Origin of the sequence: Streptomyces olivochromogenes (assembly GCF_001514115.1) — a bacterium.
GTDB lineage: Bacteria > Actinomycetota > Actinomycetes > Streptomycetales > Streptomycetaceae > Streptomyces > Streptomyces olivochromogenes.
In genome coordinates this window covers 268,624-283,179 of the sequence record NZ_KQ948466.1, presented here as the reverse complement: position 1 = coordinate 283,179, position 14,556 = coordinate 268,624, and the positions used below count along the sequence as shown (strand labels likewise).

Here is a 14,556-nt window from a genome sequence, read left to right as displayed (position 1 = left end):
GCTCATCACCCAAAAACACCTCCTGGCCGAGGTGTGGGGAGTCAGCCAGAGCAACAAGACCAACTACCTGCGGGTCTACATGGCCCAACTCCGCCGCAAACTCGAGACCGACCCCGCCCACCCCCGCTACCTCATCACCGAACCCGGCATGGGATACCGCTTCGAAAGCTGAAGCGCGCGCACGAAACCGACGAAGAGAGACGAAGAGAGACGAAGAGAACCGCGGATCCACGTTCACCGAGACGGACATCGACGCGGTGCTGGCCCGGCACCCCCAGGTAGCCCTGGTCGACGAGCTGCCCCACACGAACATCCCCGGCATCCAGCAGCAGGAGACGGTGCCGGACGAGGTCGTACGCCGGACCGACCAGATCGAACTGGTCGACATGTCACCGCCCGCGCTGCTGTGGGTGGCCGACCGGGTCGACGAGTACCTGACCGAGTGCCGCGGTCGCGCGGGGCTTCGCCGAGGCGACAGGCGGCACCCTAGACGCCGAGGACACCCCGGCGGCGGTCTCAGCATGGTCCTCGGGCTGCCGATGTCCGCTCTGGACCGACATGCTGAAGTATGCGTCCGCTCAAGTGAGTTGGTCCTGCGGCCGACCCCGGAAAACATGTGTTCCTCTGCTAGTCGCGCCAGGACCGTGAGGACGTCCCACGACTCAAGGAACAGCTCGCCGACAAGGGTTCAACGCCTGGATCGACCTGTCCGACATCCTGCCGTCGGCCAAGTGGCGCGAGGCGGTCGCGGACGGCATCCGCCGCTCGGACGCGCTCCTCTTCGTCGTCTCGCCCGACCCGGTCCGTTCCGAGATGTGCGCCGAGGAGATCGACCTCGCGGTGCAGTACGGAAAACGTGTCATCCCGTTGTTCCACCGGCCTGTGCCCAGACAGGACATGCCCAAGGCGCTGGCTGCACACCACCGGACCGAGGGCGGCGACCTCGACCGAGCGGAGTGTGAACGGGCGGCGACGCAGCGCGCTGCTGCGCGGCAGGAACCTCAGGAACGCCAGGCACTGGCTGGCCGGGAGCACCGCGGACGAGCGCCGACCCCGACCGAGTTGCACCGGGAGTACCTCGCGCGGGGACGCGCGGCGGCGCACCAGACCCACTCGCGCAAGCTGGCGACCCGCGCCGAGGACGCCCTGAAGGACCAACTAGCCCTGGGGCTGCTGCTGGGGCGTGAGGCGGCCGACGAACAGCCGACGGTCGAGGCCGGACGGGCGCTGCTGACCGCGCCGCGGACCCGCCCACTGATGGTCCGGTTCCTCGACGCGCTGGCGGGTGTCCCGGCCGGGGACCGGGGGAGCCGCTGAATCACCTTCCGTTGGCCGTGCGGGCCGGCGGCCGGTTGCTCGCGATCCCGGTGCGGGGCGGAGTCCGGCTGGTGACGTTGCCGACGGGGCGACCGGCCTGGACGGTACGAGGCCTGGGCGGCACCCCCGCCTTCAGTCCCGACGGGCGGTGGTTGGCGGTCGCGACCGGGACCGACCCGGGGAAGGTCGAACTGGTGGACGTGGCCCGGCGGCGCGTGACGAAATGGCTGACCGTGCCGCAGAGCCACGACCGGCCGAACCCCAGCAACGACCTGCTCTCCGTCATCTCGGGCACGGCTGTCAGCCGCCGTGACCAGCGTGCCGCTGCTGCGCCGGGTCGGCGGCTCCTGGGATGTCATCGGCGAACGGCTGCCCAGGGGCGAACTCAGCGGCACCAGCGCCGTCTTCCTGGACCGGGGGTCCTCGCTGATCTGGGGCGTGCGCGGCACGGGCACCCTGGCCGTGTGGGACGTCCACGGTCCGGGCCCGCTGGGACAGGTGGTACGCGGCAGCCCGGGCAACGCCGTGGCCGTCGCCGTAGGCCCCGGCTCGGGGGAACCGGTGGCGTCCGGGGGCGCCGGCGGCACCATCACGACAGGTGGACTGACCCTGCGTCATGAACTGAAGGGCGAGCCCGGTGACGCCCCCCGGCGCGACCCTCTGGGCCACGGACCTCACCGCCCGGTCCCGGGCCGCCCGCGTCCGCGCGGACCGGGTACTGACCGGCGCCGAGGCCCACCGCTTCGACACCGGCGACCCGTTCCCGCGCTCGCCCCGCCCCGCCCACCGCATGCCGTCGTGGCTCCCGGGCACAACTGGGGTCATGGAGACCCGAGGACCATGGCGAAGACACCGCGAGGAGCAGAGGTACGCGACACCCCGCCTGGTGGTGTACCAGGACGAGATCACCCTGCCCGACGGGCAGCCGGGCCACTACGACTGGGTGCGCGTACCGGATCTGGTCCGGGTCGCGGCGCTGGTCGACGGGCGGCTGCTGATGATCGAGCAGTACCACTACCTCACCGGATCCATGTGGCAGTTGCCCGGCGGCAACGTCGACGCGGACGATCAGGACAATGAGGCGGCCGCACGGCGCGAGCTCGCCGAGGAGACCGGCTACCGGGGCGGCCGCTGGACCCCGAGGGGCGCCGTTCACCCCATGCCGGGACTGACCCCGGCACGTGTGCACCTCTGGAGTGCCGAGGGACTCACCCCGGGAGAGCCGGCACCGGAGTCCGGGGAAGCGGATCTCCAGGTGCGTCACCTGTCCCTGGACGAGGCCGTACGGGCCGTGCGCGACGGCCGGATCGGCTGCGCGTCCAGCGCGGCCCTCGTCCTGGCCGTCGCCGCCCCTCGTTGAGGGATGTCATGAACGAGGCCCCGATCCAACAGCGAACGGGCCTTCTCCATACGTTCGCCATGCCTCGCTATGTGTCTGGTTGAGAGGAGGGTCGTAGGCACGTCGGATTGTTGCCTCTGACCGGCGAATCTGAAATCGTCGAACGGTCCTGCAGTCCGGTGGTCACCGTCGTGGGCGTCTTCGTCCCTGACGTGGCGGTTGCTGGGCCAGTCATCGACGGGCGCCGGTTCGGCGGACAGCAGGGTCCCGCGGCGGTGGTACAGCGCGTACCGGCCCGGCGCGGGAAGGAAAGCCTGTGCCACGGTCGGGTCCACACACCGCGGCGGCGGCCGGCACGCCCCGCAACGTACCGACGCACACCATCGGCTTCCAAGCCGACCTGACAGGTCCTCAAAAGGCCACCGGAACAGCACAGGAACGCGGAGCCGCCCTCGCCGTCGCCACCCACAACGCACGCGCCGTCGCCTCCTTCCGCCTCGCCCTGACCAGGTACGACGACCGAGGCGAGACCGCACGGGCGAAGGACGCGGCCCGCAGGCTGCTCGCCCGGTCCGACGTCCGCGCGGTCATCGGCCCCACCACGACCGCTGCCGCACGCGCCGCGGGTCCGTTCTACGCGGCCGCGTCGACACCGTTCGTGCTCGTGTCGGTCGACGCCGACGAGGCCGGACTGTCCGACGACGTCTCCCTGCGGCGCGCACTGTGCGCGACCACAGCATCGGGTTCCCAGCGCGCCCTACCGGTCGTCCTCTACCTGACCCGGGTGCATTCCACGCGCCGTACCACCGTCATCGAGGACCAGGCCGTGGGACAGACGGCCTGGGACATCAGCCGGTACATCGGCGAGAATCCGCTCAGCGAGGGCGCGGTCACCATCCACCCCGTGAAAGCCGACACCGACGACTTCCGCCCGGCCGTCGCCGAGGCCCTGGCCACCGACCCGCAGGCCGTCGTCCACGCCGGGATCTCCCCGAGCCGAGCCGAGCCGAGCCGCGTCCTGCGCCCGCGCCCTGACTGCGGCTGGATTCACCGGTCCCCGCATGGGATTCGAGCCCGTTCTGCGTCCGGCCTTCCTCACCGGCGCGGGCGATGCGGCCGGGGGCTGGATGTTCGAAGCCCTTTACACCGAACCGCAATTGGCCGGCACCAAGGCCTCCAAGGCGTTCACCACCGCGTACCGGAAGCGCTACCGCCAGGCACCCGGGCGCTGGGCCGCCGAGGCGTACGACGCCGTCGGCCTGATCGCCCGCGCCCTCGACGCACTCGGGGGCGGCGCAGGAATCGAACCCGGCCAGGTCGCCGAACGCCTCTTCCGCACCGCCTACGACGGCGTGGCCAAGCCGATCCGCTTCACCCAGGACGCCACGCACACGCTGAACCCGGAGAACGCAAGCTTCCTCTGCCAGGCCAGGGACGGGGATTTCCGGTTCCTGGGGCGATACGACCAGGTGCGATGAGCGGCAGCGACGGAACCGCTCGAAGTTCCTGATCGCCCACGCCGTGATCGGGTGCGTCGATGGGCCGGTGCGGGCCGTCGGACCGGGACGGCACGCACCGGCGCCCTCGATCACATGGGGAGCGAGCGCAGGCGGACCTCTCCCGCAGGCCATTTCGCACCGTCGCGCAGTGGCGTCCACATGGTCCGCAGCGGCATGATCACGGATCCCCCGGGTTGTTCGACATGGACGTCCTGCTCAAGCATTCGCCAGCCGAGTCGCTGGTAGAGCGGAACGAGGGGAGGTCGGCAGAAGAGAAGCCCGTGCTGTGGCCCCATCGTTCGGGCGTGGTCCACGGCCGCCGATACGACCAACCGTGCCAGTCCGCGGCCCCGCAGATCAGGCGCGACAGCCACCCCGCCGACGCCCACCACCTGTGTGTCGGCCTCTCCTATCGATATGGGTAGCCGCAGCAGACCGGCGTGTGCGACGAGGCGGCCCTTCTGCCTGATGCCGAAATGATCTTCCTTCGGCAGCCAGGTCAATCCGGCGTCCGCGACGCCGAAGGGATCGTCGCTGTCGCCGATGATCTCGATCTGCTCGGTCTTCGTATACTCCGTGAGTCGCACCACGGGCGGTGCGGGAGGGAGATGGTCTGTCATCTCGCCATGATCCTGTTCGCGCCGGATTTTGAGCAACTGAAGTACTGGGCTGGTCAACCGAGTTGCTCGGTCACGCCGACGAGGGCACGTCATCGTCGAACTCACCGGCGGCGAGACCCCCGTGACCGAGGCGGTCGTTCGGCTCGCGAGTTCGTGAGTTCGTGAGCCCCGCTTCCGACAGTCACCCCCCGCAGGCGGTGTGCCGGGGTGTCGCTCACCGCGGAGCGCCGACCGCGCGCAGCACCGCGTCGGCCATGCCGCGCGCGCCCCGCTCGTTGGGATGCATCGGGGCGGCGGGAAGGCCGGGCAGCAGCGGTTCGATCCAGCGGGTGTCCCTGCCCGAGCAGGCGTCACGGCCGACGGAGGGCTTGTACGTGTCGACGTATCCGGCCCCGGCGTCCTGTGCCCGCTCGCGCAGCACGGCGTTGAGCTGTTGTTCCTTGTCGTGGAGATAGGTCGCGTCACCGGGTGCGAGGGTCAGGTCGTCGGCGCAGCCGGAGCCATGGGCCGGCAGGATCGCCGGGTATCCCACGACGTACACGTGGGCCTTCGGGGCGCGGCGCTTCACCTCGGCCAGTGCTTCGGACAGCCGCTCACCCGCCGTGTCGATCTTCCGCTGTACGTCGTCGGTGTCGCCGGAGACGTACTTCCCCCGGCACGGCGCGTCGTCCCCGGTGTACTTGCCGCGGCCGGTCATGTCGTAGAACACGCCCGCCTTGACGCACGTGGTGACCAGCGAGGCGAAGCCGATGTCGTTGCCGCCGATGCCGAGGGTGACCAGCCGCGTCCCGGCGGACAGTGCCGACAACTGGGCCGGGTTGGTGCCGTCGTCGGTGGACTGCGGCGTCGTCAGGTCGGCGACGGTGGCCCCGCTGCAGCTCACGTCGCGGAAGTCGGCCGCCCGCAGCCCCAGCCGCTCGGCGACCAGCGCCGGGTAGTCGTGGTCGGAGCGATCGCACCCGGCGGGGCTTCCGGTCCGGTCGGGGATCCGGGGCCCGGCGGTGTAGGAGTCGCCGAGCGCCACATACGGTCCCCGTGGCGTCGCGACGCCGGCCGGGTCGGTGCCCGAGGTGTGACGGCTGATGCCGACCGCGGCGACCAGGGTGGCGCAGGCGAGGAAGACACCGATCAGCACGGTCCGTAGGTGATTCGTCATCAACATGTCCTGCTGCCTCGGTGACGGATGAGGGGCGCGCACGCCGGAAGGCCCAACAGCCCGGTGGCCAAAGGGAAACAGCCATGGGAGCGGTCTTGTCGTCCCGCCCTCGGGGACGTCTTCAGGTTCTCGGACAGGGCCCTGTCGCGTCGTCCTGCGGCTGCCGACAATCCCGGCTACTGAGAACGCAGTACGCCGTGCAGTGCGCGTAGTGCCGATGCAGACGCACGCCCGCGCCCACCGTGGTCCTCAGTCGCTGCCACGCCACTGGAGCAGATCGAGGGCGACGGCGACCTTGACGGTGTTGTCCTCGAGTGGCTTCGGGAGCAGTTGGTCGGCTCGGTCGAGCTGCCGGAGCAGGGTGTTGCGGTGGGTGAAGAGCCGGCCGGCCGCGCGGGTCGTGTTGCACTGGGCCTGGATGTACGTGAGGACGGCGTGCCTCAGTTCCGGGCTCGCCGTGGCGAGGTCGCCGAGGGTGGTCTTGACGAAGTCGTCGGCCTGTTCGACGTCCTGGCTGATCAGGCTGCTGAGCTGGACGTCGTCGAAACCGGCGGCACGACGCGGTGAACGGAGCCTGGCGAGCATGCGCTGGGTGGTCAGCGCGGCGAGGTGGCTGCGCCGGAAGCCTTCCCTGCCCGGGGCGGGCGGGCCCACGGCGATCCGGACGCCCGGCAGCGGGTCGAGGAGCCGGTTCAGCAGGCCGGTGTCAGGTGCGGCGGGTCCGGGCAGCCACACCCACGAAGTGGCCGCGCCGACGATCACGGTGAGGGGTTGCTGCACTCCGGCCGTCTGCGCCAGAGCCTCGGTCGCACGTTCGAGGTGGCCCGGTTCGGGGCTCGGTTCCTCGCTCCACACGACGGCGGCGGTGTGCGTACGGTCGAGGGTGTAGCCCAGGCGTGCTTCCGCCCGTTGTCGGCTGATGGGTGCGCCCTCGACGAGCAGGGTGACGATCTCGCGACGTTCGGCGTGGGTGCCGTGGGTGAGTTCCTCGCGCTCGGCGGCCATGCGTGCGGCGATGTCGACGATCGTGGCGTCGAGGAAGCCCGAGACGGAGCGCGCCGAGGCATCGAGCAGCTCGCGCAGTTCGTCGGGGTCGGAGGTCAGGGTGAAGGCGGTCTGCATCCAGCGCCGCCAGGCCGCGTTCTGTCCGACGCGGTAGGAGTCGAGGGCCGATTCGTCGAGTCCGCGGCGCACCAGGTCGCGGGCGTGGCTGAGACTGTCCGGGCCGGTGTACGCGGGTACCGGCGCGCCGGGGTCGCGCACGGTCTCCGACGCCCAGAACGTCAGGTGGGCGCGGTTGATCCGCCGTGTGGCGGCGCGCAGGGCGGGGTCCTGCGCGATGGCTCGCATGGTCGCCGCCGCCAGGGTCGCCTCGTCGATCTCGTCGAGCCATTCCTGCAGACTGTTGAGTGCGATCTCCGCACCCTGCCGAAGCAAATCGCATGTCCGTTCGGAAGGGTGCTGCCAGGTCATGTCCGCACGTTAGCCCGCGGTGGTGCAAAATGCACTGGTCTTCTCCGATGAAGGTGCGAACTGCCACACCGTACTGGCTGGTATGTGAGGTCATCATCGAGGCACCACCCAGCGAACGCCTCATCAACGGAGTCCCCGCACATGACCCGTCAGAGCGAGCACATCGACGTGCTGATCATCGGCGCCGGCATTTCCGGCATCGGCGCTGCCCACTACCTGCAGACCGAGCGGCCGGGCAGCAGTTACGCGATCCTGGAGGCCCGTGGTGTCTCCGGCGGCACGTGGGCGCTGTTCCGCTATCCGGGTATCCGGTCGGACTCCGACCTGCACACCTTCGGCTACGCCTTCAAACCGTGGCGCAACGACAAGTCGATCGCCACCGCCGACCTGATCCTCGACTACCTGCGGGAGACCGCGGGGGAGAGCGGCATCGAACAGCACATCCGCTACCACCACAAAGTGCGCGGCGCGGCCTGGTCCACCGCCGAGGCCCGCTGGACGGTGGAGATCGAGCGCGCCGACACCGGTGAGACGGTGTCGATGACAGCGAACTGGCTGTTCTGCGCCGGTGGTTACTACCGCTACGACGAAGGGTTCACCCCCCGCTTCGAGGGCCGGGAGCGGTTCGCCGGACAGATCGTGCACCCGCAGCACTGGCCGGAGGACCTGGACTGCGCGGGCAAGAAGGTCGTGGTGATCGGCAGCGGTGCGACGGCCGTCACGCTGATCCCGGCGCTGGCGGACACGGCCGGTCACGTCACCATGCTCCAGCGTTCGCCCACCTACATCCTTCCGGTCGCCTCGGAGGACGTGATCGCGAACACGCTGCGCAAGGTGTTGCCCGCGAGCCTCGCCTACCGGCTCACCCGGCGCAAGAACATCGCCATGCAGCGCTTCATCTGGCGGACCTCGCAACGCCACCCACGGATCGTGCGACGTCTCATCCGCGCCGTGAACATCAGGCAGCTGCCGGCCGGTTATCCCGTGGACGAGCACTTCAACCCGTCCTACGACCCCTGGGACCAGCGGTTGTGCACGGTCCCCGACGCGGACCTGTTCAAGGCGCTCAAGAAGGGAGCGGCCTCGGTCGTCACCGACCGGATCGCGACGTTCACCGAGACCGGCATCCGGCTCGAGTCCGGTCGTGAGCTCGACGCCGACATCATCGTCACCGCCACCGGGCTGAACGTGCAGCTGTTCGGCGGGATGGCGCTCTCGGTGGACGGCGAACCCGTCGACTTCGCCGACAAGGTGGCCTTCAAGGGCATGATGCTGAGCGGCGTACCGAACTTCGCCTTCGCGATCGGCTACACGAACTCCTCGTGGACGCTCAAGGTGGGCCTGCTGTGCGAGCACTTCACCCGGCTGCTCGGACACATGGACGCCACCGGCGCGGACATCTGCCGCCCCGAGCTCCCCGACCCGGCCATGCCGACCCGTCCGCTGCTCGACTTCGGCGCCGGCTACGTCAAGCGGTCCCTCCACGTGATGCCGCGTCAAGGACTCGCCTATCCCTGGCTGATGTCGATGAACTACCACTCCGATGTCAAACTGCTGCGCGGCGGCCCCGTCGAGGACGACAACCTGCAATTCACCTCCGTCGCACGCCACGCGAAGGCGCAGACGTCGGCCTGAGCGACGACCGCGTTCCTCTCGCCGGACGCGACATCACCCCGTGCCGCCGGACGCAAGGCGACGACCGACGGCTGCGCCGGCCGGTGCTCCTTCGTCACCCGTTCCGACAGCCGTGACGCCGACCGGGCCACGAGGACCGCGGCGTCGCCGCCGGGCACGCTGTGTCAGGCGTCGGCCCGCCCGCGGTCCGACGCGTACGGCCTCGGCGACGGCCTGGCCCAGGACACCACAGGCCCGCTCGATCACCTCGGTGTGGCGGTCGCCGTCGTGACCGGCGCCGACTCGGCGACCGGGGCCGATCCCGCACGCGCGCGCTGCCCACCGGTCTAACGAGCGGTGAGGTCCAACGGCTTCGCCGACGGGCCGGGGCGGGTGCGTGCCTCCGGCGGGACGAGGGCGCCGTGTCCCGCGGAGCAGACGACCACGGTCTCGACCGGCGCGCCGCAGTCGACGTGCGTGACCTCCAGGGGCGGGCCCTCGGGATCCGCCGCGTGGCGGTCTCCCCACTGCTTGAGGGCGATCATCGCCGGCCACAGCTCCCAGCCCTTGCGGGTGAGCCGGTACTCGTGGCGGGTACGGCTGCCGGGCTCGTTGTAGGGGACGGAGTCCAGGATCCCGGCCGCGACGAGCTTGCGCAGCCGGTCCGCGAGCACGCTCTCGGACAGCCCCACGTGCCGGCGGAAGTCGTCGAAGCGCCGTACGCCGTTCATGGCGTCCCGCAGGACCAGCAGCGACCACTTCTCGCCCACCAGGTCGAGAGTCCGCTGGACCGTGCAGTTCTCGGTGCTTGTCTCCAGCCATGTCATGCGGCCCATCGTAGGCTGGCTTCGACGTTGACATCCAGACCTCGTCCTGGCTAGCTTCGAATTCCACATCCAGATCATCGAGGGAGCGACATGGGCAGGTCACGCACGTACGACTGGGAGGACCCCGCCGTCTCCGCCGCCGCCGTCGGGCAGTACAGCGGTCTCGACTTCCTCCGCGAGGTGCAGGCCGGACGGCTCCCCGCCGCGCCGATCGCGGCGACCCTCGGGATGACGTTCGAAGAGGTCGAGCACGGCCGGGTCGTCTTCGCCCTCGTCCCGGGCGAGGAGCACTACAACCCGATCGGAAGCGTCCACGGCGGTGTGTACGCCACCCTGCTCGATTCGGCGGCGGGCTGCGCGGTGCAGTCGGTCCTGCCGCAGGGGATGGGGTATACCTCACTCGACCTGAATGTGAAGTTCCTGCGCCCGGTCACCGTGGACACCGGCAAGGTCCGTGCCGTGGGCACCGTCCTCAACAGTGGACGTCGTACCGCCCTCGCGCAGGCCGAGCTCTTCGATTCCGGGAACCGGCTGCTGGCGCACACCACCAGCAGCTGTCTGCTGTTCCCCGTCTGAGCGGCCGCACGCACAGGAGCGCGACGTACGGAAGGCAGGCAGCCATGACGGTGTACGACTACGACCGGCGCCGGACGGGGGTTCTGCTGGTCGATCCGCTGAACGACTTCCTCGCCGACGAGGGCAAGCTCTGGCCGCGCATCGCGGAGGTCGCGCGGGAAGTCGACCTGCGGGCCCATCTGCCCGAACTGGTGTCCACCGCTCGTGAGGTCGACGTGCCGGTGTTCTATGTTCCGCATCACCGCTGGACACCGGGGTTGTACGACTCCTTTTCCCACCCGAACCCGTCACAACGCTCCGTGGACAAGCATCAGCTCTTCGCCCAGGACGCGTTCGGCGGGGACTGGTACCCGCCCCTGCGGCCCGAGCCCTCGGACACGGTGGTCGTACAGCACTGGGCCCAGAGCGGGTTCGCCAACACCGACCTGGAGATGCGCCTGCGTCAGCGTGGCGTGGACCACGTGATCGTCATCGGACTGCTCGCGAACACCTGTATCGAGACCACGGCCAAGTACGCGATGGAACTCGGATTCCATGTGTCGCTGGTGACCGACGCCACCGCGGCGTTCTCGCGCGAACTCATGAGGGCCGCCCATGAATTGAACGGTCCGACCTATGCGCATGTGATCACAGACACGAAAAGTGTCGTAGCGGCACTGACGACATAAGGTCACAGGGTCAGATGGTGCAGAGGATGTTGGACCGGCTCTGAGCCGGGCTTCACCGGAAGGATCCACTCATGGACGAGCGCTTCGACGTGGTCGTACTCGGAGCAGGACCGGGCGGCTATGTGGCCGCCATCCGCGCCGCGCAACTCGGCAAGCGGGTCGCGGTCGTCGAGGAGCGGTACTGGGGTGGTGTCTGTCTGAACGTCGGCTGCATCCCCACGAAGGCGCTGCTGCGCAATGCCGAGCTGGCGCACATCTTCACGCGGGAGGCGAAGACCTTCGGGATCAAGGTCGACGGCGAGGTCTCCTTCGACTACGGCGAGGCGTACCGGCGCAGCCGCCGGGTCGCGGACGGCCGGGTCAAGGGCGTCCACTTCCTGATGAAGAAGAACGCGATCACCGAGATCGACGGCCGCGGCACCTTCCTCGACGCCCACACGCTCCAGGTCGCCCTCGCCGACGGCACCACGAAGACGGTCGGTTTCGACGACTGCATCATCGCCACCGGCGCCACCCCCAAGCTGTTGCCCGGCACCCGGCGCAGCGACCGTGTCGTCACCTACGAGGAGCAGATCCTCGCCGAGGAGCTGCCGCGCTCCATCGTGATCGCGGGCGCCGGGGCCATCGGCATCGAGTTCGCGTACGTCCTGCACAACTACGGTGTGAAGGTCACGGTCGTCGAGTTCCTCGACCGGGTCGCCCCGCTGGAGGACGCGGACGTCTCCGCCGAACTCGCCAAGCAGTACCGGAAGCTGGGCATCGACGTGCTCACCTCGACGCGTGTCGAGTCGATCGACGAGTCGGGCCCGCAGGTGCGGGTGACGGTCACCGGCAAGGACGGTGCGCAGAAGGTGCTGGAGGCCGACAAGGTCCTCCAGGCGATCGGCTTCGCGCCGAACGTCACCGGGTACGGCCTGGAGGCCACGGGCGTACGGGTCACCGAGCGCGGCGCGATCGACGTCGACGGCCGCTGCCGTACGTCCGTACCGCACATCTACGCCATCGGGGATGTGACCGCGAAGCTGATGCTCGCGCACAACGCCGAGTCCATGGGGATCATCGCGGCCGAGACGATCGCGGACGCGGAGACCATGGAGCTGGACTATGTGATGATCCCGCGCGCCACGTACTGCCAGCCGCAGATCGCCAGTTTCGGCTACACCGAGGCGCAGGCGAAGGAGCGGGGCTACGACGTCAAGGTCGCCAAGTTCCCCTTCACGGCCAATGGCAAGTCGCACGGCCTGGGTGACACGGTCGGCTTCGTGAAGCTGATCAGCGACGCCAAGTACGGCGAGCTCCTCGGGGGCCATCTGATCGGTCCGGACGTGACGGAGCTGCTCCCGGAGCTGACGCTGGCGCAGCAGTGGGACCTGACCGTGCACGAGGTCGCCCGCAATGTCCACGCCCACCCGACCCTGGGTGAAGCGGTGAAGGAAGCCGTGCACGGCCTGGCCGGACACATGATCAACTTCTGAGACCGTACGGAGCCCTGACGCCCGCCGTGCAGCCCCCGCGGTGGGCGCCAGGGGTCGGAGGCGAGGACACGCTCGACGTAGGCGCGCGCCACGAGGGCGGCCTTGCCGGGTAGCTCAGGGGCGCAGTACCAGGCGGATCGGATCGCCCTTCTTGTGCTCCAGCCGTTCGACGGATTCGGCCGCCTGCTCCAGGGGCAGTACGTCCGAGATGGAGGGTGCAACTTATCCACCTCACCGAGAACGGGCGGCTGGACTTCTCCCCGATGACTGACACGACACGCGACACGGACACGGACGACACGACTCCCCCCTGCTACGCATGCGGCAAGGAAGCGCGGTTCGATGAACTTCCGCCCCGCGAACGCATCGCGTTCGACCAGTACTGGCGGGTGGCTCACAGCTTCAACACCGTGGTGCCCGGCTGGCTGGTGCTGCTGCCGCGGCGGCACGTCACGGCCGTCCATGACCTCACCGACGCCGAGGCCGGGGCGCTGGGGGTGTGGCAGGTCGGGCTCTCCAGGGCGCTGCGCGGGGTGACGGGTTGCCTCAAGACCTACGTCGTCCAGTTCGCCGAGTCCGAGGGCTTCGCGCACGTGCACTTCCACATCGTGCCGCGCATGGCGGATCTGCCCGCCGCACACCGTGGGCCGGGCATCTTCGGGCTCCTGGACCGCCCGGAGTCGGAGGGGGTGACAGCGGAAGGCGCGGACCGCATGGCCCGCGCCCTACGAGCCCGGCTCCACGGGCTCCCGCACTCCCATTAGGGTCCGCAGGTCCTAGTTCTGGACCCGGAGGGTGCCCCGGTCGCTCTCCCGCAGCGCGCGACCGATGATCAGGCGCTGGATCTGGTTGGTGCCCTCGAAGATCTGCATGACCTTGGCCTCGCGCATATAGCGCTCGACCGGGAAGTCGCGGGTGTAGCCGGCGCCGCCGAGGACCTGGACGGCGTCCGTGGTGACCTTCATGGCGTTGTCCGTGGCGATCAGCTTGGCGATGGACGCCTCGCAGGCGAACGGGAGTCCCTGGTCCTTGAGCCGGGCGGCGGCGAGTGTGGTGGCCCGGGAGGCCTGGACCGCCGCGGCCATGTCCGCGAGGACGAACGCCAGGCCCTGGTGTTCGATGATCGGGCGGCCGAAGGTCTCCCGTTCGCGCGAGTAGCGCAGCGCGTGGTCCAGCGCTCCCTGGGCCAGGCCCGTGGCCACGGCCGCGATGCCCAGTCGTCCGCAGTCCAGTCCGGCGAAGGCGATCTTGAGTCCCTGGCCCTCCTCGCCGATCCGGCGATCCGCCGGGACGCGCACGTCCTCCAGGCGGATGGTCGCGGTGGCCGACCCGGTCAGACCCATCTTGTGCTCGGGCGGGTCGGCTATGAGGCCGGGGGTGTCGGCCGGGACGAGGAAGCAGGAGATCGCGCCCGAGCCCGCGTCGGACGTACGCGCCATGATCGTGTAGAAGTCCGCGTGCCCACCGTGCGTGGTCCACGCCTTGGCGCCGTTCAGGACGTAGTCGTCGCCGTCCCTGACGGCCCGGGTGCGCATCGCGGCGGGGTCGGAACCGGCGTGGGCCTCGGACAGGCAGTAGGCGCCGAGCAGCTCGCCGCTGAGCATGTCGGGCAGCCACTCCTTGCGCTGCTTCTCGGTGCCGAAGGAGGCGAGGGCGAAGCAGGACAGCGCGTGCACCGAGACGCCGACCCCGACGCTGGCCCACACGGCGGCGATCTCCTCGAGGACCTGGAGGTAGACCTCGTAGGGCTGGTCCCCACCGCCGTACTCCTCGGCGTAGGGCAGGCTCAGCAGGCCCGCCCGGCCGAGCGTGCGGAAGACCTCGCGGGGGAACTTCTCCTCGGCCTCCGCTTCGGCGACTCGGGGCGCGAGCTCCTTCTCGGCGAGCTCACGGGTCAGGCCGATCAGGTCGACTGCTTCCGGGGAGGGAAGCGTGCGGGTAGCTGGCATGGGATGTCCTCGGTCGCTCAGGAATTAATGATACGGCGAGCGA

Annotated in this window: 13 protein-coding genes and 4 pseudogenes; 11 read left to right on the top strand and 6 right to left on the bottom strand. The window is 69.7% G+C overall.

The genetic code is table 11. From position 1 onward, the window contains the following. From AQJ27_RS35600 to AQJ27_RS35595, 3 genes and pseudogenes are all read left to right on the top strand, one after another. A partial coding sequence (locus AQJ27_RS35600; RefSeq protein ID WP_208948609.1) for a winged helix-turn-helix domain-containing protein occupies positions 1–172 on the top strand: 172 nt, incomplete at its 5' end. Between the two features lie 31 nt (positions 173–203). Beyond that, positions 204–449 (top strand): annotated as a pseudogene (locus tag AQJ27_RS52805) (hypothetical protein); the annotation flags it as partial. Positions 450–687: 238 nt separating this feature from the next. Continuing rightward, positions 688–1,317: pseudogene (locus tag AQJ27_RS35595) on the top strand (toll/interleukin-1 receptor domain-containing protein); the annotation flags it as partial. A gap of 1 nt (position 1,318) precedes the next feature. Here AQJ27_RS35595 and AQJ27_RS35590 read toward each other — a convergent pair. Further along, positions 1,319–1,612 (bottom strand): hypothetical protein, encoded by a 294-nt coding sequence (locus tag AQJ27_RS35590; RefSeq protein WP_159064455.1) that lies wholly within the window; start codon positions 1,610–1,612, stop codon positions 1,319–1,321. 342 nt (positions 1,613–1,954) lie between these two features. Here AQJ27_RS35590 and AQJ27_RS35585 point away from each other — a divergent pair, with 342 nt between their 5' ends. From AQJ27_RS35585 to AQJ27_RS60230, 3 genes and pseudogenes are all read left to right on the top strand, one after another. Further along, positions 1,955–2,677 (top strand): NUDIX domain-containing protein, encoded by a 723-nt coding sequence (locus AQJ27_RS35585; RefSeq protein WP_079065475.1) that lies wholly within the window; start codon positions 1,955–1,957, stop codon positions 2,675–2,677. 295 nt (positions 2,678–2,972) lie between these two features. Then, positions 2,973–3,587: pseudogene (locus AQJ27_RS60895) on the top strand (ABC transporter substrate-binding protein); the annotation flags it as partial. Positions 3,588–3,675: 88 nt separating this feature from the next. Next, positions 3,676–4,134, top strand: a pseudogene (locus tag AQJ27_RS60230) (ABC transporter substrate-binding protein); the annotation flags it as partial. Positions 4,135–4,244: 110 nt separating this feature from the next. Here AQJ27_RS60230 and AQJ27_RS35570 read toward each other — a convergent pair. The 3 genes from AQJ27_RS35570 to AQJ27_RS35560 form a co-directional block, all read right to left on the bottom strand. Beyond that, positions 4,245–4,775, bottom strand: coding sequence for a GNAT family N-acetyltransferase (locus tag AQJ27_RS35570; protein ID WP_067377848.1), 531 nt, complete (start codon positions 4,773–4,775; stop codon positions 4,245–4,247). Between the two features lie 214 nt (positions 4,776–4,989). Continuing rightward, positions 4,990–5,931 carry an SGNH/GDSL hydrolase family protein gene (locus AQJ27_RS35565; protein ID WP_067377845.1) on the bottom strand — a complete coding sequence of 314 codons (942 nt, stop codon included), beginning with the start codon at positions 5,929–5,931 and terminating at the stop codon, positions 4,990–4,992. 249 nt (positions 5,932–6,180) lie between these two features. Then, positions 6,181–7,404: a PucR family transcriptional regulator gene (locus AQJ27_RS35560; RefSeq protein ID WP_067377842.1), complete on the bottom strand. Its 1,224-nt coding sequence runs from the start codon at positions 7,402–7,404 to the stop codon at positions 6,181–6,183. Positions 7,405–7,545: 141 nt separating this feature from the next. Here AQJ27_RS35560 and AQJ27_RS35555 point away from each other — a divergent pair, with 141 nt between their 5' ends. Beyond that, positions 7,546–9,039 (top strand): flavin-containing monooxygenase, encoded by a 1,494-nt coding sequence (locus tag AQJ27_RS35555; RefSeq protein ID WP_067377839.1) that lies wholly within the window; start codon positions 7,546–7,548, stop codon positions 9,037–9,039. A gap of 326 nt (positions 9,040–9,365) precedes the next feature. Here the strand turns inward: AQJ27_RS35555 and AQJ27_RS35550 are convergent, their stop codons facing one another. Then, positions 9,366–9,845, bottom strand: a complete 480-nt coding sequence (locus AQJ27_RS35550; protein ID WP_067377948.1) for a winged helix-turn-helix transcriptional regulator — start codon at positions 9,843–9,845, stop codon at positions 9,366–9,368. A 90-nt stretch (positions 9,846–9,935) separates the two neighbouring features. Here AQJ27_RS35550 and AQJ27_RS35545 point away from each other — a divergent pair, with 90 nt between their 5' ends. The 4 genes from AQJ27_RS35545 to AQJ27_RS35530 all read left to right on the top strand — a co-directional run bounded on the left by AQJ27_RS35545 (position 9,936) and on the right by AQJ27_RS35530 (position 13,328). Further along, positions 9,936–10,421 (top strand): PaaI family thioesterase, encoded by a 486-nt coding sequence (locus AQJ27_RS35545; protein WP_067377836.1) that lies wholly within the window; start codon positions 9,936–9,938, stop codon positions 10,419–10,421. A 44-nt stretch (positions 10,422–10,465) separates the two neighbouring features. Continuing rightward, a complete protein-coding gene (locus tag AQJ27_RS35540; RefSeq protein WP_067377833.1) occupies positions 10,466–11,089 on the top strand; it encodes a cysteine hydrolase family protein in 624 nt (207 codons plus the stop codon). Between the two features lie 71 nt (positions 11,090–11,160). Then, positions 11,161–12,564: a dihydrolipoyl dehydrogenase gene (lpdA, locus tag AQJ27_RS35535; RefSeq protein ID WP_067377830.1), complete on the top strand. Its 1,404-nt coding sequence runs from the start codon at positions 11,161–11,163 to the stop codon at positions 12,562–12,564. 263 nt (positions 12,565–12,827) lie between these two features. Further along, complete coding sequence (locus AQJ27_RS35530) at positions 12,828–13,328, top strand: HIT family protein (RefSeq protein WP_067377945.1); 501 nt, start codon at positions 12,828–12,830, stop codon at positions 13,326–13,328. Positions 13,329–13,340: 12 nt separating this feature from the next. On the opposite strand, the gene AQJ27_RS35525 is transcribed toward AQJ27_RS35530, so the two are convergent. Continuing rightward, complete coding sequence (locus AQJ27_RS35525) at positions 13,341–14,513, bottom strand: acyl-CoA dehydrogenase family protein (RefSeq protein WP_067377828.1); 1,173 nt, start codon at positions 14,511–14,513, stop codon at positions 13,341–13,343. Between the last annotated feature and the right edge of the window lie 43 nt (positions 14,514–14,556).

Excerpts from the sequence above, each read along its gene's own strand:
- AQJ27_RS35570 (WP_067377848.1), bottom strand. The coding sequence starts at position 4,775 with ATGACAGACCATCTCCCTCCCGCACCGCCCGTGGTGCGACTCACGGAG.
- AQJ27_RS35565 (WP_067377845.1), bottom strand. The coding sequence starts at position 5,931 with ATGACGAATCACCTACGGACCGTGCTGATCGGTGTCTTCCTCGCCTGC.
- AQJ27_RS35560 (WP_067377842.1), bottom strand. The coding sequence starts at position 7,404 with ATGACCTGGCAGCACCCTTCCGAACGGACATGCGATTTGCTTCGGCAG.
- AQJ27_RS35555 (WP_067377839.1), top strand. The coding sequence starts at position 7,546 with ATGACCCGTCAGAGCGAGCACATCGACGTGCTGATCATCGGCGCCGGC.
- AQJ27_RS35550 (WP_067377948.1), bottom strand. The coding sequence starts at position 9,845 with ATGACATGGCTGGAGACAAGCACCGAGAACTGCACGGTCCAGCGGACT.
- AQJ27_RS35545 (WP_067377836.1), top strand. The coding sequence starts at position 9,936 with ATGGGCAGGTCACGCACGTACGACTGGGAGGACCCCGCCGTCTCCGCC.
- AQJ27_RS35540 (WP_067377833.1), top strand. The coding sequence starts at position 10,466 with ATGACGGTGTACGACTACGACCGGCGCCGGACGGGGGTTCTGCTGGTC.
- lpdA (WP_067377830.1), top strand. The coding sequence starts at position 11,161 with ATGGACGAGCGCTTCGACGTGGTCGTACTCGGAGCAGGACCGGGCGGC.
- AQJ27_RS35530 (WP_067377945.1), top strand. The coding sequence starts at position 12,828 with ATGACTGACACGACACGCGACACGGACACGGACGACACGACTCCCCCC.
- AQJ27_RS35525 (WP_067377828.1), bottom strand. The coding sequence starts at position 14,513 with ATGCCAGCTACCCGCACGCTTCCCTCCCCGGAAGCAGTCGACCTGATC.